The organism is Streptomyces sp. PTY087I2 (genome assembly GCF_001687325.1).
Lineage (GTDB): Bacteria > Actinomycetota > Actinomycetes > Streptomycetales > Streptomycetaceae > Streptomyces.
Map to the genome: position 1 here is coordinate 1 of NZ_LZRD01000018.1, position 19968 is coordinate 19968.

At 71.4% G+C, this 19968-nt stretch carries 15 protein-coding genes and 1 rRNA gene; 3 read left to right on the forward strand and 13 right to left on the reverse strand.

Annotated features, from left to right (window positions below):
- A 16S ribosomal RNA gene (locus A3Q37_RS20130) occupies window positions 1-137 on the reverse strand; the annotation flags it as partial.
- Between the two features lie 698 nt (window positions 138-835).
- Window positions 836-1843 carry a stage II sporulation protein M gene (locus A3Q37_RS20135; RefSeq protein ID WP_065486625.1) on the reverse strand — a complete coding sequence of 336 codons (1008 nt, stop codon included), beginning with the start codon at window positions 1841-1843 and terminating at the stop codon, window positions 836-838.
- A 119-nt stretch (window positions 1844-1962) separates the two neighbouring features.
- Between A3Q37_RS20135 and A3Q37_RS20140 the strand changes: the two genes are divergently transcribed.
- Window positions 1963-2934, forward strand: coding sequence for an RDD family protein (locus A3Q37_RS20140; protein ID WP_065486627.1), 972 nt, complete (start codon window positions 1963-1965; stop codon window positions 2932-2934).
- Here A3Q37_RS20140 and A3Q37_RS20145 read toward each other — a convergent pair.
- From A3Q37_RS20145 to A3Q37_RS20180, 8 genes are all read right to left on the reverse strand, one after another.
- Window positions 2931-3608, reverse strand: coding sequence for a hypothetical protein (locus tag A3Q37_RS20145; protein WP_065486629.1), 678 nt, complete (start codon window positions 3606-3608; stop codon window positions 2931-2933). The genes A3Q37_RS20140 and A3Q37_RS20145 overlap by 4 nt on opposite strands.
- A 194-nt stretch (window positions 3609-3802) precedes the next feature.
- Complete coding sequence (gene ahcY / locus A3Q37_RS20150) at window positions 3803-5260, reverse strand: adenosylhomocysteinase (protein ID WP_065486631.1); 1458 nt, start codon at window positions 5258-5260, stop codon at window positions 3803-3805.
- Window positions 5261-5539: 279 nt separating this feature from the next.
- Complete coding sequence (locus tag A3Q37_RS20155) at window positions 5540-6538, reverse strand: cation diffusion facilitator family transporter (RefSeq protein WP_065486633.1); 999 nt, start codon at window positions 6536-6538, stop codon at window positions 5540-5542.
- An 87-nt stretch (window positions 6539-6625) separates the two neighbouring features.
- Window positions 6626-7801, reverse strand: a complete 1176-nt coding sequence (manA, locus tag A3Q37_RS20160) for a mannose-6-phosphate isomerase, class I (protein WP_065486635.1) — start codon at window positions 7799-7801, stop codon at window positions 6626-6628.
- Between the two features lie 133 nt (window positions 7802-7934).
- Window positions 7935-9071, reverse strand: a complete 1137-nt coding sequence (locus A3Q37_RS20165) for an SIS domain-containing protein (protein ID WP_065486637.1) — start codon at window positions 9069-9071, stop codon at window positions 7935-7937.
- Between the two features lie 243 nt (window positions 9072-9314).
- Window positions 9315-9497, reverse strand: coding sequence for a Trm112 family protein (locus A3Q37_RS20170; RefSeq protein ID WP_065486639.1), 183 nt, complete (start codon window positions 9495-9497; stop codon window positions 9315-9317).
- Between the two features lie 557 nt (window positions 9498-10054).
- A complete protein-coding gene (locus tag A3Q37_RS20175; RefSeq protein ID WP_065486641.1) occupies window positions 10055-11422 on the reverse strand; it encodes a phosphomannomutase/phosphoglucomutase in 1368 nt (455 codons plus the stop codon).
- 69 nt (window positions 11423-11491) lie between these two features.
- Window positions 11492-11869: a DUF3499 domain-containing protein gene (locus A3Q37_RS20180; protein ID WP_006125017.1), complete on the reverse strand. Its 378-nt coding sequence runs from the start codon at window positions 11867-11869 to the stop codon at window positions 11492-11494.
- A 387-nt stretch (window positions 11870-12256) separates the two neighbouring features.
- Between A3Q37_RS20180 and A3Q37_RS20185 the strand changes: the two genes are divergently transcribed.
- Complete coding sequence (locus A3Q37_RS20185) at window positions 12257-12685, forward strand: metallopeptidase family protein (RefSeq protein ID WP_075265990.1); 429 nt, start codon at window positions 12257-12259, stop codon at window positions 12683-12685.
- Window positions 12686-12712: 27 nt separating this feature from the next.
- On the opposite strand, the gene A3Q37_RS20190 is transcribed toward A3Q37_RS20185, so the two are convergent.
- From A3Q37_RS20190 to A3Q37_RS20200, 3 genes are all read right to left on the reverse strand, one after another.
- Window positions 12713-14251, reverse strand: a complete 1539-nt coding sequence (locus A3Q37_RS20190) for a DUF5719 family protein (protein ID WP_065486643.1) — start codon at window positions 14249-14251, stop codon at window positions 12713-12715.
- On the reverse strand, window positions 14248-18060 hold the full coding sequence (locus tag A3Q37_RS20195) for a glycosyltransferase family 2 protein (protein WP_065486645.1): 3813 nt from the start codon (window positions 18058-18060) through the stop codon (window positions 14248-14250). The genes A3Q37_RS20190 and A3Q37_RS20195 overlap by 4 nt, the downstream gene beginning before the upstream one ends.
- A gap of 457 nt (window positions 18061-18517) precedes the next feature.
- Window positions 18518-18781: a WhiB family transcriptional regulator gene (locus A3Q37_RS20200; RefSeq protein WP_003968728.1), complete on the reverse strand. Its 264-nt coding sequence runs from the start codon at window positions 18779-18781 to the stop codon at window positions 18518-18520.
- A 675-nt stretch (window positions 18782-19456) separates the two neighbouring features.
- Between A3Q37_RS20200 and A3Q37_RS20205 the strand changes: the two genes are divergently transcribed.
- Window positions 19457-19957, forward strand: a complete 501-nt coding sequence (locus A3Q37_RS20205) for a cysteine dioxygenase family protein (protein WP_065486647.1) — start codon at window positions 19457-19459, stop codon at window positions 19955-19957.
- Window positions 19958-19968 lie beyond the last annotated feature (11 nt).

Consider the following 19968-nt stretch of genomic DNA (forward strand, 5'->3'; position numbering starts at 1 on the left):
GAGTGAAGGGCAGATTGCCCACGTGTTACTCACCCGTTCGCCACTAATCCACCACCGAAGCGGCTTCATCGTTCGACTTGCATGTGTTAAGCACGCCGCCAGCGTTCGTCCTGAGCCAGGATCAAACTCTCCGTGAATGTTTACCCGTAATCGGGTGCACACACACGAGAGCGGAACAACCGGTCGGAATAAGACCCGTTGTTCACAGCGTCCTCGCTGTGTATTTCAAAAGGAACCACGTCCCGACCATGACGGCCGGAGACGGGGTATCAACATATCTGGCGTTGACTTTTGGCACGCTGTTGAGTTCTCAAGGAACGGACGCTTCCTTCGGTCCCGTATCACCGGGGCCCTCCGGGCGCTTCCCTTCGTTTTACTTCTTTGTCCTGCTGTCTTGCGTTTCCGACTCTATCAGACTCTTTCGTGTCCGATTCCCGGTCGAAGCGGGCCATGCAGTTTCGCTTTCCAGGTTCTCCGCTTTCGCGGTTTCCCTTTCCGGCGGTTCCCACTTTACCAGACTCTTTTTCGTTCCGTTTCCGGTCCGAATTCGATTTCCGGTGGCCTGTGGAGTGGCCTTGCCTTTCGGCGGATCCGACTTTATCAGAAACTCACGGGGCAAACGAACGACCCGAGCGATTCGAGAAAGGAGAATCATTGTGGCCCGGCGGAGTTAACGAGAACCCCTGCACGAGCGGAGTAGACATTATGCGCTCATCCCGAACTTGTCCAGTCCGAGGCAACCGTTCAAATCTACCTCCCCACATCAACCGTGTCAACGGGTTTTGTGGGCGAGGAGGACACTAGCAGCTCAGCCGGGGTGAAAGCACATCGGCGGTCAGGCTGCGGTGGGAAGTTCGGCGCTGCGTTCGACCGCTGCGAGGTCGCCCGTGTCACCGGCGCGGGCCGCGCGGCCGCCGAGGATGTAGACGTACGCGAGAAAGGCCAGCTCAGCGGCGATGCCGATGGTGATCCGGGCCCAGGTGGGGAGACCGGACGGGGTCACGAAGCCCTCGATGATCCCGGAGACGAACAGGACCAGGGCCAGGCCGATCGCCATGCCCAGTGCGGCGCGGCCCTGCTGGGCCAGGGCGGTCCGGCGTGACAGGGGGCCCGGGTCGATCACCGTCCAGCCGAGGCGCAGCCCCGTGCCTGCGGCGACGAACACCGCAGTCAGTTCGAGCAGACCGTGAGGCAGTACCAGGCCGAGGAAGACGTCGAGCCGGCCCGCGGAGGACATGAGGCCCATGCCGACGCCGAGGTTCAGCATGTTGAGGAAGAGGATCCAGATCACCGGTATGCAGAGGAACGCCCCCAGGACCAGGCACATGGCCGCGGCCTGCGCGTTGTTCGTCCATACCTGTGCCGCGAACGACGCCGCCGGATGGCTGGAGTAGTAGGTCTCGTACTCCCCGCCCGGCCGGGTCATCGCGCGGAGGTCTTCCGGTGCCGCGATCGCGGCCTGCACCTCCGGGTGCGTACCTATCCACCATCCCAGCAGTGCTGCCACCGCGGTCGAGAGCACCGCCGTGGGAACCCACCAGTGGCGCGAGCGGTAGACCGCGGCGGGGAATCCCGTGGTGAGGAACCGGGCCGCGTCCCGCCAGGAGGCCTTGCGGGTGCCCGTCACGGTCGACCGGGCGCGGGCCACGAGCTGGGTGAGGCGTCCGGTGAGGAGCGGGTCGGAGCTGCTCGACTGGATCAGCGAGAGGTGCGTCGCCGTGCGTTGGTAGAGAACGACCAGTTCGTCCGCTTCCGCACCCGTGAGGCGGCGCCCTCGGCGCAGGAGGTGTTCCAGGCGGTCCCACTCCGTGCGGTGGGCGGTGACGAAGACGTCGAGGTCCATGGGCGTCTGTTGCTCCTGGCAAAGGGGCGTACGGGTCCGTACTGCTGCGGCGCGCTCGCGGTCAGCTTGGCAGACTGGGCCCGGCTGGGGCAGGGAAGGTCGGCGAAGGGTGGGGACCGATGAGTGAGCTGGTGACCGGTGACGCGGTCGTTCTGGGCTTGAGGCCCGCCCGGCTGCCCAGCCGGGCCCTGGCCTCCGCCATCGATCTGGCGGTGACGTTCGCCGTCTTCATCCTCGTCTCGGTGCTGCTGGGTATCGCTTCCGCCGCCCTCGACGAGGCCGCCCTCGCCGCGATCGGGGTCGCCTCGTTCCTGCTGGTCCTGATCGGTGGGCCCGTCGCGGTCGAGACGCTGAGCCACGGCCGCTCGCTGGGGAAGCTGGCGTGCGGGCTGCGGGTGGTGCGGGACGACGGTGGGCCGATCCGTTTCCGTCACGCGCTCGTACGTGGGGCCATGGGGCTCGTCGAGATCCTCCTGACCTTCGGTGCCGTGGCCTCCATCGCGTCGCTGGTGTCGGCGCGGGGCCGCCGGATCGGTGATGTGTTCGCCGGAACGCTGGTGATCCGGGAGCGCGTCGCCGCGACGGGCCGGTCCGTCGCCGTGCCGCCTCCCCCGCCCTGGCTGGTGGGCCGGTTCGCGGAGCTGGATTTGTCGGGCGTACCGGACGAGCTCTGGTCCGCGGTACGGCAGTACCTGACGCGGATGCAGCAGCTGGATCCCGGGGTGGGGCGGTCGATCGCGGAACGGCTGGCCGGTGAGCTGGTCGCGCGGACGGGGGCCGCCGCGCCCCAGGGTGTTCCCGCGGCCGCGTTTCTGGCGGCGGTGGTGCATGAGCGGCAGTCCCGGGATGCGCGGCGCGTGTTCGCCGGGCCTCGGGCCGGGGCCGGGGGGTACGTCGAGGCTCCGATTGCCCCCGTAACCCTTGTGTCCCCTGTGTCCCCTGGGCCCCCTGTTGTCGCTGAGGCCGGTGGGCTTGGTGGGAGTGGGGGTGCTGGTGCTGGTGCTGCTGCCGGTGGTGGGGGCGGTGGCGTCGGTGATGACCGGCAGCGGCGCGGGGGTGTTTCCTCGACCGGGTTCGCTCCGCCCGGTTAGTCGGCGCCCGGGCCACCCGTGTCCGGATTGCTCGTTTCCAGCTCGCTGAGGTCCGGGCCGTAGGTGCGCGGGGACGGGGGTGTCTCCAGGTGTTCGAGCTCGATGCCGGGGGCCGCGAGGACCACGTCACCGGCGATGTGGACGGTGTGCTGCTCGCCGGTGTCCAGGGCGCTGACCTGGTATTCGTCCACGATCAAGGGGCCGTTGTCAGTGGCGTGCGCTTCACTGTTCATCAGGGCCCAGGACTGGTCGACGGTTCTGGGCGCGAGGACCGGGTCCGTGAAGGTGACCACGCGGACGCGGGTCGTGGGCGAAGCAGGGGTGAGGCGCAGGAGACGGGTCATCGCGATGAGGAACGCGGGGGACGTGCCGGCGAAGGCGTGGGCGCGGACGTTGCCTTCGGTGGCGTGGCTGCCGGTGGGATCGGTCCGGACCCAGGTGACCCCTTCCAGGGCCGCTCCTCGTACCTGCCAGCTCGCGGCATGGAGTTCGAGGCGGATGGGCCGGCCCAGCTCGTCCAGGGCGAGGTCGACGGAGCCGAGGTGGTCTCCGGAGGGGGATGTGGTCTGGGAGACGTAGCGCCAGCCGGAGGGGCCGGGGGCGCAGTGGAAGTGTTCTTCGCCGAGGGGGGTGTGATCGTGAAGGTCGTGGAGCGAATACCTGCCGCGGGGCATGGGGTCCTTCGGGTTCCTCGGGCTGTGCGGGGGCGGTAACGGGAGCAGGCCCCCGGCACGGGGGTGCGGGGGCCTGCACTCGGACCTGCTACGTATCTGCCGCGGACGGCGACGCATCTGCCGCGGAGCTGCCGCTGGATGCTGTGACGCCGCTCGGCGTTCGGAAGGCCGGCCTTCCGAACGCCGGGGGTGGATCAGTAGCGGTAGTGGTCGGGCTTGTACGGGCCCTCCACCTCGACACCGATGTACGCCGCCTGCTCGGGGCGCAGCGTCGTGAGCTTGACGCCCAGCGCGTCGAGGTGGAGGCGGGCGACCTTCTCGTCCAGGTGCTTCGGCAGCACGTACACGTCGGTCGGGTACTCCTCGGGCTTCGTGAACAGCTCGATCTGCGCGAGGGTCTGGTCGGCGAAGCTGTTGGACATCACGAAGGACGGGTGTCCGGTCGCGTTGCCCAGGTTCAGCAGGCGGCCCTCGGACAGGACGATGAGGACCTTGCCGTCGGGGAACGTCCAGGTGTGGACCTGGGGCTTGACCTCGTCCTTGACGATGCCGTCGATCCGGGCGAGACCGGCCATGTCGATCTCGTTGTCGAAGTGGCCGATGTTCCCGACGATGGCCTGGTGCTTCATCCGGGCCATGTCCTTGGCCATGATGATGTCCTTGTTGCCCGTCGTGGTGATGAAGATGTCGGCCGTCTCCACGACGTCGTCCAGCGTGGCGACCTGGTAGCCGTCCATCGCCGCCTGGAGCGCGCAGATCGGGTCGATCTCCGTGATGATCACGCGGGCGCCCTGGCCGCGCAGGGACTCCGCGCAGCCCTTGCCCACGTCGCCGTAGCCGAAGACGACGGCGGTCTTGCCGCCGATGAGGACGTCGGTGGCGCGGTTGATGCCGTCGATGAGGGAGTGGCGGCAGCCGTACTTGTTGTCGAACTTGGACTTGGTCACCGCGTCGTTCACGTTGATCGCGGGGAACAGGAGGGAGCCATCACGGTGCATCTCGTACAGGCGGTGGACACCCGTCGTCGTCTCCTCGGTGACACCGCGGATCTCGGACGCGAGCTGGGTCCACTTCTGCGGGGCCTCGCCGAGGGTGCGGTTCAGCAGGGTGAGGATGTGGGCGTACTCCTCGCTGTCCGCGGTCGACGGGTCCGGGGCGGCGCCGGCCTTCTCGAACTCGACGCCCTTGTGGACGAGGAGGGTGGCGTCACCACCGTCGTCCAGGATCATGTTCGGGCCGCCGGTGGGGGTGTTCGGCCAGGTCAGCGCCTGCTCCGTGCACCACCAGTACTCCTCCAGGGTCTCGCCCTTCCAGGCGAAGACCGGGACGCCCGCGGGTGCTTCCGGGGTGCCGTTCGGGCCGACCGCGATGGCGGCGGCGGCGTGGTCCTGGGTGGAGAAGATGTTGCAGGAGGCCCAGCGGACCTCGGCGCCCAGGGCGACGAGGGTCTCGATGAGCACGGCGGTCTGCACCGTCATGTGCAGCGAGCCGGTGATCCGGGCACCGGCCAGCGGCTGGGCGGCGGCGAACTCCTTGCGGATCGACATCAGGCCGGGCATCTCGTGCTCGGCGAGCGTGATCTCCTTGCGCCCGAACGGGGCGAGGGAGAGGTCGGCGACCTTGAAGTCCTGGCGGTTGGTGGCCGTCGTCATAACGGGCTGCTCCTCGTGATGGGTCGAGGGTGGGCTGTCTGGGCTGACTCTGCGGCGCGGCGGGCACAGGAGTGCCCGGGGCGGATCCGCAGTGCAGTCCGTCGGAGGCCCTCTGTCCCTCGCCCGGCTCGCTCGTGCCAGCCGGTCGACCGCCATCAGCAGCGACGTCTGTTTTCCGTATCCGAATCTACACCGAACGGCCCAGTGAGCCCCAGCCCGTTCGGGGAGAGGGGCGTGTGTGCGGGGTCACCGGGCCGATCGGGGCTGGTGTGCGGTGGGTCAGTGGCCGGAATCGCTCGGGGCGTCGGTCGGGGCCTCGGTCGGGCCGTCGAGTGTCTTGCCCGGGTTGGTTCCGGTCGCGGCGGCCTCCGCGTTGTAGATGTCCGGCTCCAGGTAGATGACCCGGGCGATCGGGACCGCCGCGCGGATGCGGTTCTCGGCGGCGTTGATGGCTTCGGCGACCTCGGCGGCGGTCTCGTCGTGCCGGACCGCGATCTTGGCGGCGACCAGCAGTTCCTCGGGGCCGAGGTGCAGGGTGCGCATGTGGATGATGCGAGTGACGGTGTCGCCGTCCACCACGGCCGCCTTGATCTTCTCGACGTCCTCGATGCCCGCGGACTCGCCGAGCAGGAGGGACTTCGTCTCGACGGCCAGGACGATCGCGATGAGGATCAGCAGGATGCCGATGCAGAGGGTGCCGATGCCGTCCCAGACGCCGTTGCCGGTGGCGAGGGCGAGGCCGACGCCGCCGAGCGCCAGGATCAGGCCGACGAGGGCGCCGAGGTCCTCCAGCAGGACGACCGGCAGCTCGGGGGCCTTGGAACGGCGGACGAACTCGGTCCAGGAGCGGTTGCCCCGGGTGAGGTTGGACTCCTTGATCGCCGTACGGAAGGAGAAGAGCTCGGCGATGATCGCGAAGACCAGGACCCCGACGGGCCAGTACCAGGCCTCGATCGCGTGCGGGTGCTTGATCTTCTCGTAGCCCTCGTAGACCGCGAACATGCCACCGACCGAGAAGAGGACGATGGAGACGAGGAACGCGTAGATGTAGCGCTCGCGTCCGTAGCCGAAGGGGTGCTCGGGGGTGGCTTCGCGCTTCGCCCTCTTGCCGCCGAGCAGCAGGAGTCCCTGGTTGCCGGAGTCGGCGAGCGAGTGGACGCTCTCCGCGAGCATCGACGAAGACCCACTGAAGAGGAACGCTACGAATTTGGCCACGGCGATCGAGAGGTTGGCGGCGAGTGCCGCCACGATCGCCTTGGTTCCGCCTGACGCGCTCATGGGTGCGTGGTGTCCCTTCGTCGGTGCGCGGCACGTGCCGTCGCGGTGAGGCGGCACATTGTTGCAGCCGTCCGGGCGGCCCGTGGGTCAGGCCGCCACGGTGGCCCGGAAGAGTGTGCCCGGACCCGCCGCCTCGACACGCTCGCCGGCCGGGACGTAGGCCGACTCCCCCGGTCCGAGGGCGATTTCGCCGACCGTGACGGTGCCCGCCGTGCAGAGCAGGATCTGGGGGGTGGGGGCGGTCAGGTCGGCGGGGGCCGCCCCGGAGGCGAGGGTGTAGCGGGACAGGGCGAACTCGTCGACCGGGGTTTCGTAGCGTTCCTCGCCCGACGGGGCCGCCTCCGGGCGCAGCACGCCGGGCTCGGTGGCTTCGAACCGGACGATACGGAGGAGTTCGGGGACGTCGATGTGCTTGGGGGTCAGACCGCAGCGCAGCACGTTGTCCGAGTTGGCCATGATCTCGACGCCGAGGCCGTCGAGATAGGCGTGCGGGACGCCCGCACCGAGGAACAGGGCTTCCCCGGGCTGGAGTTGCACGTAGTTCAGCAGCATCGCGGCGAGTACGCCGGGGTCGCCGGGGAAGTGGTGGGCGATGCGGGCGTACGGGGCGTGGGTGCCGCCGAGGCGTTCGGCGGCGGCCGCCGCCTCCGTCACGGTCTCGGTCATCACCGCCGGGTCCGCGCCGAGGATCGCCGTCAGCACCTCGCGGAGGGCCGCCTCCTCGGGGTGGGCGCGGAGGAGGTCCACGTACGGCTTGAGGGAGTCGACTCCCAGCGCCTCCATCGCGTCCGCCGCCTCGGCGGGCGGGCGGAAGCCGCACAGTCCGGCGAAGGGGGTGAGGGCGCAGATCAGTTCGGGCTTGTGGTTCGCGTCCTTGTACGTGCGGTGGGGGGCGTCCACGGGGACGCCCCGGGCCTCCTCGTCGGCGTAACCCTCACGGGCCTGGTCCAGGTCGGGGTGGACCTGTACGGAGAGGGGGGCGCCGGCGGCGAGGAGCTTCAGGAGGAAGGGGAGGCGGGGGCCGAACCGGGCGACGGTCGGGGCGCCGAGCTCGCCTTCCGGGTCGGCGTCGATGGCCTCGGTGAGGGCCAGCTCGATCTCGCCGGACGCGGTGGTACGGGTGATACGTGAGGGCGCTCCGGGGTGGGCTCCCATCCACATCTCGGCCTGCGGTTCGCCGGTGGGCGCGATGCCGAGCAGGGCGGGGATGGCCGTCGTGGACCCCCAGGCGTAGGGGCGCACGGTGTTGGACAGGCGGTCCATGGAGTCGTCCTCGGGTGGGGCGGGTGGGCGTGATTCTCTGCGTCACCAGGGATACCAGGGTTGTGTGAGGTCCTGGCGTCGTGGGGGTGTCCGGGGGGTGTGGGGTCGGTCGGAGCGAGCCCGGGGCGAGTTCTCAGGGCTGCGGTGCCGACGCCAGTGCCAGGTAGACCGCCGCGAAGTCGGTGATCGCGAGCAGTTCGGCGACTGCTTCCAGTTCGCTGCTCTCCTCCGGCTCCAGCTCGCTGACCGGTGTGTCGTGGCCGAGCGCCAGTTCCCTGGCCGCCGGGTAGGCGCTGAGGCCTCCCGTCGGGCGGTCCCGGAGCAGAACGACCCTGGCTCGTAGCGTCTCGCCCTCCTCGACCCGGTCCCGGAAGAAGTCGTCGGGGTCCGCGCCGGCCGCGAAGTCCCCGGCGAGCAGCGTGCCGTGCGAGGGCAGCGCTTCGGGGAGCTGTGCGGTGAGGGCGGGGCGGCCCGCCAGCTCGGACAGTACGGCGGCGAAGCGGCGGCCGACCGGGCCCGCGGCTTCGCCCTCCGTCCACAGCAGCGGCAGGCTGTCGGCGAGTTCGGCGGCGAGCGTCTTGGCCGGGTTGCTGTACGTGGCGATGGCCGGACCGCAGCGTTCCGCGGTGCGGTCCAGGCGGTCCGCCACCTTTTGCAGGTCTTCGGGGGACGCGGTCACCAGGCCCACCCGGTCCAGGAGCGCCAGCAGAGGTGTGAGCAGCGCCCACAGCGTGCCGGGGCCGGCGGCCGAGGTCTCCGCGTCGTACTCGCCGTGCGGGGCGGCCGCCATCGGGACGACCAGGCCGTGCACCCCGTCGACCGCCTCGCGTAGCGGTGAGCGGGTGGGGGCGACGGCGACGACGGTGCAGCCGCGGCGGTAGGCCTGCTCGGCGAGCAGGGCGAGGCCCGGTTCCGAGCCGTCGGCGGTCGCGATCAGGAGCAGGTCCACGGAGCCCGCCCAGCCGGGCAGGGCCCAGCGCAGGGCGCCGGGGGCGGGGGCGACGCCCGTGGGGGGGATGCGGGTGACGGGGGCGGCCGCGCCCGCCAGTGCGCCGATGAGGTCGGCGACCCCGGAGGCGGCAGTGCCGGGGCCCGCCACGAGGACGGCGCGGGGGCGGCCCTCGGGGGTCAGGCCGTCGATGCCCGCCTCGGCGGCGTGCCGGGCGGCGGTGCGGACCCGGGCGCCGGCCTCGGCTGCGCCGCGCAGCAGATCGCGGCGGTCGGCTCGGGCCAGGGCTTCCGGGGCGTCGAGCAGGGACTCGTCGAGCATGGCAGTGGGCCTCCGATCACCGGGTGGGGTGCGGGCTGCGGGTACGGGGGCGGGGGGCTTGCCTGGCCTCGCCGTGCTTGGCCTTGCCTGGCTTGGCTTGCGCCTTTGCCTGCTTGGCCTTGCCCGACCTTGCTTGGCTTGGCCCGCCTTGCCTGGCTTGGCCTTGCTGGGACAGGAGACCTAGGCGGTCCGCCCCGCCTGCGGTCTGCTGCCCGTCCAGTCCCGTACGGGTGTCGCTCGCGGTCAGGCGGGGCGGCGGGCCTCGTCGACGAGAAGGACCGGGATGCCGTCCCGGACCGGGTAGGCCAGGCCGCAGGCGTCGCCCGTGCAGACCAGTTCGGGGGTGTCGGACGCCGAACGGTCGTCGAGCGGGGAGTGGCAGGCCGGGCAGGCCAGGATCTCCAGGAGGCCGGCTTCGAGCGGCATGGGGTGAGTCCCTTCGAGCATGCGAGTTCCGATCCGCGTGGATCAGGCGTCGTCAGCCTACCGCTGGGGTGGAGGGGGCGCGGCCTGGCCGGGGGGATGAAACGGGGGATGGCGTGGGGGTGGGGGTGGGCTGGGGTGGGTGGGTGAGCGGGTGGGGGTGGGTGGGCGCCTGCGGCGGGCTTCTCCCCTACCCGCCCCTTCCCGTAATCGGGGCTCCGCCCCGGGCCCCGGTTACGGTCCTCAAGCGCCGGACGGGCTGGATTTCGGGGCTCCGCCCCGGACCCCGCTCCTCAAACGCCGGAGAGGCTGGAAGTAACCCGGGAGAAGCTGGAAGTAGCCCTGGAGAGGCTGGAAGAAACCCGGACCGGCTGGAAATGACCCGGGGCGGGCTGGAAGAAACCCGGACCGGCTGGAAATGACCCGGGACGGGCTGGAAGAAACTCGGACCGGCTGGAAGCGACCTGGGGCGGGCTGGAAGAAGCCCGGACCGCTGGAAGTGACCCGGGCGGGCTGGGAGAAGTCCGGACCGCTGGAAAGGACCCCCGGAAAGGGCCGGGTCAGCCCCGGATCAAGGTCAAAACCTCGTCCCGTACCTCCGTCATCGTCTTCTCGTTCTTCGCCTCCACGTTCAGGCGCAGCAGCGGTTCCGTGTTGGAGGCTCGGAGGTTGAACCACCAGTCGGGGGCCGTGACCGTGAGGCCGTCCAGGTCGTCGAAGGTGATGTTGTCGCGGGTGCCGTAGACCGTTCTGACCTTGGTCAGGCTCGCTGTCTGGTCGGCGACGGTGGAGTTGATCTCGCCGGAGCCGGTGTAGCGGTCGTACTCCGCGACCAGCTCGGACAGCGGCTTCTGCTGGTTGCCTAGGGCGGCGAGTACGTGGAGGGCGGCGAGCATGCCCGTATCGGCGTTCCAGAAGTCGCGGAAGTAGTAGTGCGCCGAGTGCTCACCGCCGAAGATCGCGCCGTGCTCGGCCATCTCCGCCTTGATGAACGAGTGGCCGACCCGGGTGCGGACCGGGGTGCCGCCGTTCTCGCGGACCACCTCGGGGACGGACGAGGAGGTGATCAGGTTGTGGATGACGATGCCCTCGCCGCCGTTGCGGGCCAGTTCGCGGGCGGCCACCAGGGCCGTGATCGCGGACGGCGACACGCCCGCGCCCCGCTCGTCGACCACGAAGCAGCGGTCCGCGTCGCCGTCGAAGGCGAGCCCCAGGTCGGCGCCCTCGGCGAGGACGCGGGCCTGGAGGTCGACGATGTTCTTCGGGTCGAGGGGGTTGGCCTCGTGGTGGGGGAAGGTGCCGTCCAGCTCGAAGTACATCGGTACGAGGTCGAGCGGGAGGCCGTCGAAGACCGTGGGGACCGTGTGGCCGCCCATGCCGTTGCCCGCGTCCACCACCACCTTCAGCGGGCGGATCGCGGTCAGGTCGACCAGGCCGAGCAGGTGGGACGCGTAGTCGGTGAGGGTGTCGCGTTCCGTGATCGTGCCGGGGGTCGTGGCCGCGCCGGGCCGGGGCGCTCCTTCCGACCACTGCTCGACCAGGGTGCGGATCTCCGCGAGGCCCGTGTCCTGGCCGACCGGGGCCGCTCCCGCCTGGCACATCTTGATGCCGTTGTACTGCGCCGGGTTGTGCGAGGCCGTGAACATCGCCCCGGGGAGGTCCAGCGCCCCCGACGCGTAGTACAGCTGGTCCGTCGAGCAGAGGCCGATGAGCGTGACGTCCGCGCCCCGGGCCGCCGCGCCGCGCGCGAAGGCGGCGGACAGGGCGGGTGAGGTCGGGCGCATGTCGTGGCCGATCACGATCGCGTCGGCCGCCGTGACCTGGACGAACGCGGACCCGAAGAGTTCGGCCAGCGATTCGTCCCACTGGTCGGGCACCACTCCGCGCACGTCGTACGCCTTCACGAGCTGCGACAGATCAGCAACCACGGCCGGTCCTCCTGGGGTCTTTGCGGACCGCCCAAACTACCCGGCCGGGCAGTGCCTCAGGAGGCGGCCTCAGGAGTCCGGGGAGCGCAGCACCCTCAGGTGGCCCCGGCGGGCCACCTCCACCGGGTCGGCCGAGCGCCGGCCCCGGCCTTCGCCGTCCGGGCCCCGGTCGTGCGGGCGTGCCGCCTCGCGGACCGCGTTGGCCAGTGCTTCGAGGTCGTCACCGCTCGGGTGCGCCGGGGCGGAGCCGTCGGAGAGCCGCACCACTTCCCAGCCCCGCGGCGCGGTGAGCCGCTCACTGTGTTCGGCGCACAGGTCGTAGCAGTGGGGCTCGGCGTAGGTGGCGAGCGGGCCGAGGACCGCAGTCGAGTCGGCATAGACGTACGTCAGTGTCGCGACGGCAGGGCGGCCGCACGCGGTGCGCGAACAGCGACGTACAGGGCTCACGATGTTGGACGGTACCGCACTCTTGAGCGGGCCGCGACGACTCCCCCTCGGGTCACCCCACCGTGTCGCCCTGTGACCTGCGGCACAGCGGGGCTTCCGGGGGCTACCCTGACCTGCGCCGCCGCAAGGGGCGCGCGATCGTCGGCCGGTCGCGTCGGTCGCGGGCGGAGTGCATCGCGGTCCCAGCAGCAGGGTCAATGATCGGATGACGGGCCTGAAATGGGCTCAACCTTGGCCGAAATGTTCAACTGTGGACATCCGGAGGTCTCCCCTCCCGGGGACGTCCGGACCCTTTCCGTTGGAGCTGCAAGGGTCCGCCCTGCCGCGTCGCCTCTCCGATCGTCTCTCCGGTCGTCCCGGTCTCCGGAGCGTTACGCTGCGTCGGTGATGGACAGCTCCGTACCTCCCCACCCGTTCGAGCCGCGGCCCCGGCGCCGTGACCGTCATGGCCGCGGTATGCGCGGGCCGGTCGCCCCGCCGCAGGTGCCGCTGTCGGCCAGCCGGGGCGAGACCTTCCGCGATCTGGTCCAGGACTCGGTGGAGCGGCTGGAGCGGCGCTGGCCCCAGCTGGCCGAGGTCGACTTCGTCGTCCTCGATGTGCCCGGCACCCCGGAGGAGGTCGTTCCGCTCGGCAGCGCGGTCTCCGCGGAGAAGGGGCGGCCCGCGCAGATCGTCGTCTACCGGCGGCCCGTCGAGATCCGCACCAAGAGCCGTGACGAGCGCGCCCTGCTCGTGCACGAGGTCGTCGTCGAGCAGGTCGCCGAGCTGCTGGGGCTCGCCCCCGAGTCGGTCGACCCCCGGTACGGGCAGGACTGACCTCCGGGGGCCGGCTGCGGCCCGCCCTCAGTCGTCCAGCACCGACAGGTCCTGGCGCGCCGACGGGACCTCGACCATGCCCCGGTCGTCGGGGAGCGTCTGCACCGTGAACATCTGGATGCCGTCCGAGGCGATCGCCAGCGAGCGCGACGCGTGGACCGGGCCGCCCGACGTCGTCTCGACGGTCAGGGCGTAGGAGCCCTTGAGGCCTTCCGGGGCCTTCGGGGTGACGGCGAGCGTCGTACCGGCCTTGACCGTGTACGTCTCGACGGCCGGTTCGCCGCCGCCGCTGCCCGCCGACGCCGTGACCTTCACCTTGGCCGTGGCGCCCGGCGCGGTCAGGGACAGCGTCGAGCCCTTGGCCCGGTTGTCCGCGACGGTCGCCCGGGCGCCGACGGGCCCGGTGGCGGGGATGTAGGCGATCTCCTGCTTGTCGCCCTTGCCCCGGACCACGCGCAGCGCGGCCACGATCGGGGTCGCCCGGTCCTTCCGGACGGGGGTCAGGCGCAGGGAGCCCGGTTCGCCGCGGGTGAGGTCCTTGAGGTCGACGGCGGCCGTCATCGAGGACTTGATGTGCAGGGTGGCGTTCCCGGCCGGGGAGAACGTCGCGTTCTTCCCCATGAGCTGGACCTTCACGTCCGCGTCGTCGTCGCCGGGCGCGAACGCCACCAGCTGTACGGAGGTGGCGTCGGCCGGGATGCCCGGCATCACGAGCGTGCCGGACGGGTCGTCGGACGCGGTGATCCAGTCGCTGCCCGCGCTGTCGTCGGCGCTCATGACGACCGCCCCGATCCGTCCCGAGCGGGTGGTGACGTGGGCGGTCAGCCGGTCGACGGCCTCGGTGGTGAGGGTGGACAGCAGGACGGCGACGCTGGAGCGGGCCGGCACGGTGATGCCGTCGCCGACGTCGGACTTCAGCGCGCCCTCGGGGCCGTACAGCTCGATGTCGACCACGGCGCCGGTGTCGTCGGGGTTGGTGAGGTGGATGTAGTCCTGGCGGGACTTGGCGGTGCTCGCGCCCGGGAACCAGAAGTCCGTGTCGGGGGCGGTGCAGGTGACCCCGAGGAGTCCGCGGGAGCCGCCCGCGGTGACCTCGGTGGTCTGCTGTGCGGTCCAGCCGGGGGCCAGCCTGCCGGTGGCCGTGCCGACGAGGGCCGGGGCGCCGGAGCCGTTCGCCTCCGCGACGACCGGCTTTCCGGGCTCCTTCACGGCGAGGACCGGCTTCTCGGCCTTCTCCTTCGCCTTCTTCGCCGCTTCCTCGGCCTTCTTGGCCTTCTTCGGGTCGGTCAGGTCCTCGTCGTCCACGATCGGCAGCGCCGGCTTCAGCTCGGCGGTGCCCTTGGCGTCGCCGCCCTTGCCCGCCGGGGTGAACGCGGTGTACTGCGTCTCGGCGAGGTCGGAGTTGCTGGGCGCCGGGCAGACCAGGCCGGCCCGCTCGACCGGCAGCAGGGCGGCGGACTTCGCGGCGGACTCGGCCGGGGCGCCGGGCGCGGTGACCGTGGCGAAGCCGGTGACGGCGGCCAGGACGGCGGCGCCCGCGATCAGGGACAGGTGGGTGGACTTCACTCGGACTCGCCTCGCGATGCGTTACCGGTCTGCCACGGGGCCTGACCCGGGGCCGGGGGGTCGGTCTGTTCGCCGTTCTCGCCGTACGGGTGCTGCTGGTGCTGCTGCCCGCCGGTGTACTGGCCGTACTCGTCGTACGCGCCCTGGTTGCTGTACGTGACGCCCTGGTCGTTGTACGCGCCCTGGTCGTCGTACTGCTGCGCGTACGGGTCCTGGACTGCGTAGCCGCCCTGGTAGTCGGCGCTCTGATGTCCCTGCTGTTGGTGCTGGTGCTGGTGCTGGTGCTGCTGGGCGTACGGGTCCGGCTGCTGGTACGTCGCGTAGTAGTCGGCCGTCGGCTGCTGCTGCCCGTCCCACTGCGCGTACTCGTCGTACTGCTGCGGGACCGGGACCGCCGCGTAGCCGCCGGTGGCCTCCTGCGGGTCGTGCGGGGCCTGCGGGTCGTGCGCCGGAGCGTTCTCGGCGTACGGGTCGGTGGACTGCTGCGCCGGGATGTACTCCCCCGGGTTCACGGCCTCCTCGCCCGCCGCCGCCTCGGCCTGGGCCGCGGCGCGCAGCCTGCGGGCGCGGCGGCCCTCGCCATCGACCGGCTCGGCGGCGACGGCGAGCGCCTCGTCGGGCAGGTCGTCGTCGATCTCCCGGCGGCGGCCCGGCAGGGCCATGACCACCAGGACCACCAGCAGCCCGACCTGGGCCCAGATCCACGCGGTGTGGGTGATCGGGGCGTCGTGGGTGAGGTCCAGACGGCCGCCGTTGGCGGGCAGCTCGAAGCCCTGGGCCCAGCCGTCGACGGTCTTGCGGGTCAGCGGCTTGCCGTCCAGCGTGGCCGTCCAGCCCGGGTCGGCGGCGTCCGCGATCCGCAGGACGCGGCCCGCCTCACCCGCCGGGATCCTGGAATGGGCCTCGACGGCGGCCGAGCCGACCGCGATGTGCTCGCCCTCGCCGGAGGCCGGGGTGATCATGACGCGGGCGACCTGGCGGTCCACCCGCCACAGAGCGCTGCCGTCGAGCTGGCTGAGGCGGCTGAGGCCCGGGGTGGCGTCGAGGACCCGGCTCATCTCGCGCGGTGCTCCGTCGCGGACGAGGACGTAACGGATCGCGAAGCCGCTGAGCTGGCCGCCCTGGTCGGCGCCGGAGCCGGCGACGAGGTTGGCGACGACCTTGTCGAGGTGGCTGTTGCTGCCGACCGCCTCGGTCAGTTCGCCGTCGCCGAGCCGAGCGCCCGAGCCGCGGACCAGGCTGTACGAGACGGTGTCGGGCGAGGTGCCGCCGAGGATGAGGGTGCGGGGCTGGTCGCGGGTGGTGCTCTCCTCCGCGACGAAGGCGGGCACCTGCACGGGGTCGCGGCGCTCCAGCGGGCCGTCGGCGCCGCCGATCATCCAGCCGGCCGCGGCCAGGACCGGGGCCAGTCCGGCGGCCAGCGCGATCAGCGCCGCCACGGGCTGGCGCCAGCCGAAGCTCTGCTCGGCGACCCGGATGCGGGCCCCGTCCGCGCCGACCAGAGCGGCGGCGATCAGGGCGGTGCCGTAGACGAGGGTGGCCGGTCCGGCCCAGGTGGATCCGTTGGCGACGGCGGCGAAGAGGAAGCCGACGAGCGCGACGGCCCAGGCGGTGCGGACGGCGAACTGGCGCTCCTCGCGCAGCAGGGCGGCGAGCGCGGCCAGCACGATGCCGAGCAGCAGGATGCCGCCCGCCGCGCCCGGGCCGCCGGGGCTGATGCCGAGCAGGTCGAGGCCCGAGGCCGATCCCGTACCGGTGTCCAGGCCCGCTTCGGTCAGGAGCGCGGACGGGTTCGTCAGGAGGCTCAGCGACCAGGGGGCGAGGACCAGGACCGGGGTGCCGACGGCGGCGACGAAGCGGAGCGCGTACGCCGTGATGTCGCCGCGCCGCAGCACCAGCACGCCGAGGCCGAGGACCACGGCGAGCGGCCAGACGATCGGGGTGAACGCCATGGTGACGGTCAGCAGCAGCGTGTACGCCCAGGTGGCGCGCCAGCTGCCGCGCTCCCCCGCCGCGCTGTCGGCGCGCAGCCCGTGGGCGGCGACGCCCGCGCGGGCGATCAGCGGGAGCAGGACGAGAAGGACGGCGGTGCCCAGGCGGCCGGTGGCCAGCGCGCCGGTCGCGGCGGGCAGGAAGGCGTACGCGACGCTCGCCCAGGCCCGCAGCAGCCGGGAGGGGAGCAGCGGGCGGGAGGCGAAGTAGGCGGTGGCCCCGGCCAGCGGGATCGAGCAGACCAGCAGCACGCTGACGGCGAGCCCGGTCGAGCCGAGCATCAGGGCCGACAGGGCGGCGAGCAGGGCGAGGTAGGGCGGCGCGGTCTGGGTGCCGCCGGTGCCGACCGTGTGCCAGGCGTCCGCGTACCGTCCCCAGAGCGAGCCGAGCTCGGCGGGGACGGGCAGCAGCGCGCCGCCCGCGAGTGCGCCGCCGCTGAGCAGGTTGCGGCAGGCGATGAGCGAGACGACGAGGAGCAGGGCGAAGAGAACGGGGCCGGGCTTGCGGCCGATGCGCTTGAGGCGGGCGAACTGGTCGACTTCGAGGAAGTCGGCGTCGTCGCCGCCGGGACCGGATTCGACGGCTCCGTGGCGCGAGCCGCCCGAGTCGGAGTCCGTACGGCCGCCGAAGTTGCCCGCGACCTGGTCGACGGTGGCCCGGACGGTGGCGCCGGGCGGCGGGAACAGGGCGCGCAGTTCGGCGGCGTCGACGACGCCCTTTCCGCGGTTGCGGCGGGCGGCGAAGATGCGGCCGGGGCGCAGCAGGGTGCCGAGCAGGCCGGTGACCTCGTCGAGTGCCTGGCCGGGCACCTTGCCGACGAGGTAGGCGAGGGTACGGAGCAGGGTGCCGACGACGAGCCGGAGCAGGACCCAGGGCAGGGCCTTGCCGCGCGCGTTGACGAGCATCGTGTAGACCGCGCCCGCCTTGTCGACGCGGTGCGGGCTGGCGACGGAGCGGCCGGCGCAGTCGATGGGGCGGCGTTCGCGGGCGGAGGCCTCGGCGTGCCGCAGGACGGCGTCCGGGGCGACGAGGACCCGGTGGCCTGCGAGGTGGGCGCGCCAGCAGAGGTCGACGTCGTCGCGCATCAGGGGGAGCCTGCGGTCGAAGCCGCCGAGCTCCTCGTAGACGTCGCGGCGGATGAGCATGCCGGCGGAGGAGACGGACAGGACGGTACGGACCTGGTCGTGCTGGCCCTGGTCCTGCTCGCGGCGGTCCAGGCCGGTCCAGCGGCGGCCGCTGTTGGCGATGGAGACGCCGACTTCGAGGAGCTGCTTGCGGTCGTACCAGCCGCGCAGCTTGGGGCCGACGATCGTGGCGTACTTGTCGGTGTCGACGACGCGCAGCATCTCGGCGAGCGCGTCCGGCTCGGGCGCGCAGTCGTCGTGCAGCAGCCAGAGCCACTGGACCGGTTCGCCGTGGGGCAGCTCGGGAAGGTCGTAGTTCTCGTCGACCCAGGTCCGGGTCTCGGGGTCCCAGCCGCTGGGGCGCTTGAGGTACGGCAGGTCGTCCGGGGTCAGGACGCCGGCGGTGCGGGCCGCCTCGTCGACGGCCGTGCCGAAGCTCGTACGGCGTGCCAGGTGCAGGACGCGTTCGTCGCCGAGCGCCTCGGTGACCAGCCGGGCCGAGTCGTCGGCGCTGCCGGTGTCGGCGGCGATGACGTTCTGTACGGGGCGTTCCTGCCCGAGCAGCCCGGCCAGCACGTCGGGCAGCCAGCGGGCGCCGTCGTGGGAGACGAGCACGGCGGTGACGACGTGCCGGGGGAACTCTGGGGCGGCGGCGGCCGCGTTCGGCGCCGCCGAGTGGCTGTGCACGGACATCGAGGTACGGGCCCTCCGGCCGGGTCCGGGGGGCGTCCCCGGGGGCTGCATCGGTGTACACGCGCGCGCCGGCGGGGCGTTGGCGCGTCTCGGACGGGGCCCCACACTAACGGTACGGACAGGTGGCGGGGGTCCGAGCCGGTGAAGGGGACGGGCCCGGACCTGCCGACGGCCCGTCCGCCGCCCCGTGGAGAAGGGGGTGGCGGACGGGCCGTCGGAGGTGATCGGAGTGATCAGAGGTGATCGGAACCGTCGGGGATGATCGGGGATGAGCTGTCGGGAGACCACCGGCTCTGCGCGGCCGGTCCGGGGCTCGGGGCCTGCGGGGGGCCGGGGGGGGGCGGTGCCTGGTGCCTGGTGTCTCGCGCCTGGTGTCTCGCGTCTGGCCGGCTAGCGCCTCGCGCCGATGAGAGGGGCGGGCGCGGCCTTGGATCGTGGCCTTGGGTCGCCGCCCTCTTTAGATCGCGGCCTTCTTGAGGCGTCGTCGTTCCCGCTCGGAGAGTCCGCCCCAGATGCCGAAGCGTTCGTCGTTGGAGAGGGCGTACTCAAGGCACTCCGAGCGCACCTCACAGGCGAGGCAGACCTTCTTGGCCTCGCGGGTGGATCCGCCCTTCTCGGGAAAGAAGGACTCGGGGTCGGTCTGGGCGCACAGTGCGCGCTCCTGCCAGCCGAGTTCCTCATCCGCGTCCTCGACCAGCAGTTGCTGGAACAGCTCGGTCATGTGCGCCCCTCGTCTGTCTCTTGCGTCCCGTGATGCAGCCTTTTGCGGCTGAACGACACGAGTGAAATTACAAATCTGTAGCTCTGGGGCAGTCAAGCGAGGATCTGCTATTGGCCCAGGGATTCACTCTGCGGAACCAAGCGTATGCGGTAAGTGCTCAAATCAGCAAAAATCTGACATATGCCACGGGCCCCACGGCCCCGCACCCTCTCTCGATGAAGACGACCGGGGTGGGCCTTGTGTTGCGATTCGATCACCGAAGCGACCAAGATCACAGTCAGGTCACGGAGCGTCAGCCGCGTTTGAGGGCGCGGATGATGCGCCACATGTCCCTGCCCCTGGGTGCATAAACCTTTCTCCCAATCCGACAACCGGAAGGGGTGAAACATTGCCCCCATATCGGGCATTGGGTTGACAGCGGACGGCCGAGCCGGTCTCCTTGTTTCCATGCCAGCGACCGCAGCCCTGCACGTCACCCACGCCCGTGGGTTCCGTAGCGCTGTCCAGGCCCGCTGTTGCTGTTCCAGCTGTCACAGCTGTTGATGCCGTAGTGCTCCAGCTCTGATCCAGCCTCTCCGACTCTCCGGTCGAGCGTTTTTCTTCGTTTTCGCTCCTCCCCGCAGTCATCGTGACTCCCCGCACGTGCGCCCCCCATGCCGAGGAACCACCGCAGCAATGAACAGCGACAGCGACCTTCAGATCGCCGGCGACATCCTTGAGGTCCAGCACCTCCTCCGGCCCGCCCGCGAGCACCCCTCCACCGTCTCCGAGTTCGTCGGCCTCGCACGCTCCATCGCGGCCGACCGCGCACGGTGGGCGGGCATCGTCCAGTACGACTCCGCCTCCCGCTGGTACCACCGCCTGCACCAGGGCCCCGGCTACGAGGTGTGGCTGCTCAGCTGGGTGCCCGGGCAGGGCAGCGGACGCCACGACCACGGTCTCTCCGCCGGCGTCCTGACGGTCCTGGAAGGCGAGTTGACCGAGCACACCGAGCGCGGGACGCGGTCCCTCGGCGCGGGCGCGCAGCGGTCCTTCGCCCCGGGGTACGTCCACGAAGTGGTCAACGATTCGCTCGAACCGGCCGTGAGTCTGCACATCTACTACCCGGGCCTGACCGAGATGCCGATGCACCCGAGCCAAAGCGCCCCGACGGCCGTGGACGCCGTACCCGCCTGACAAACTGCTGT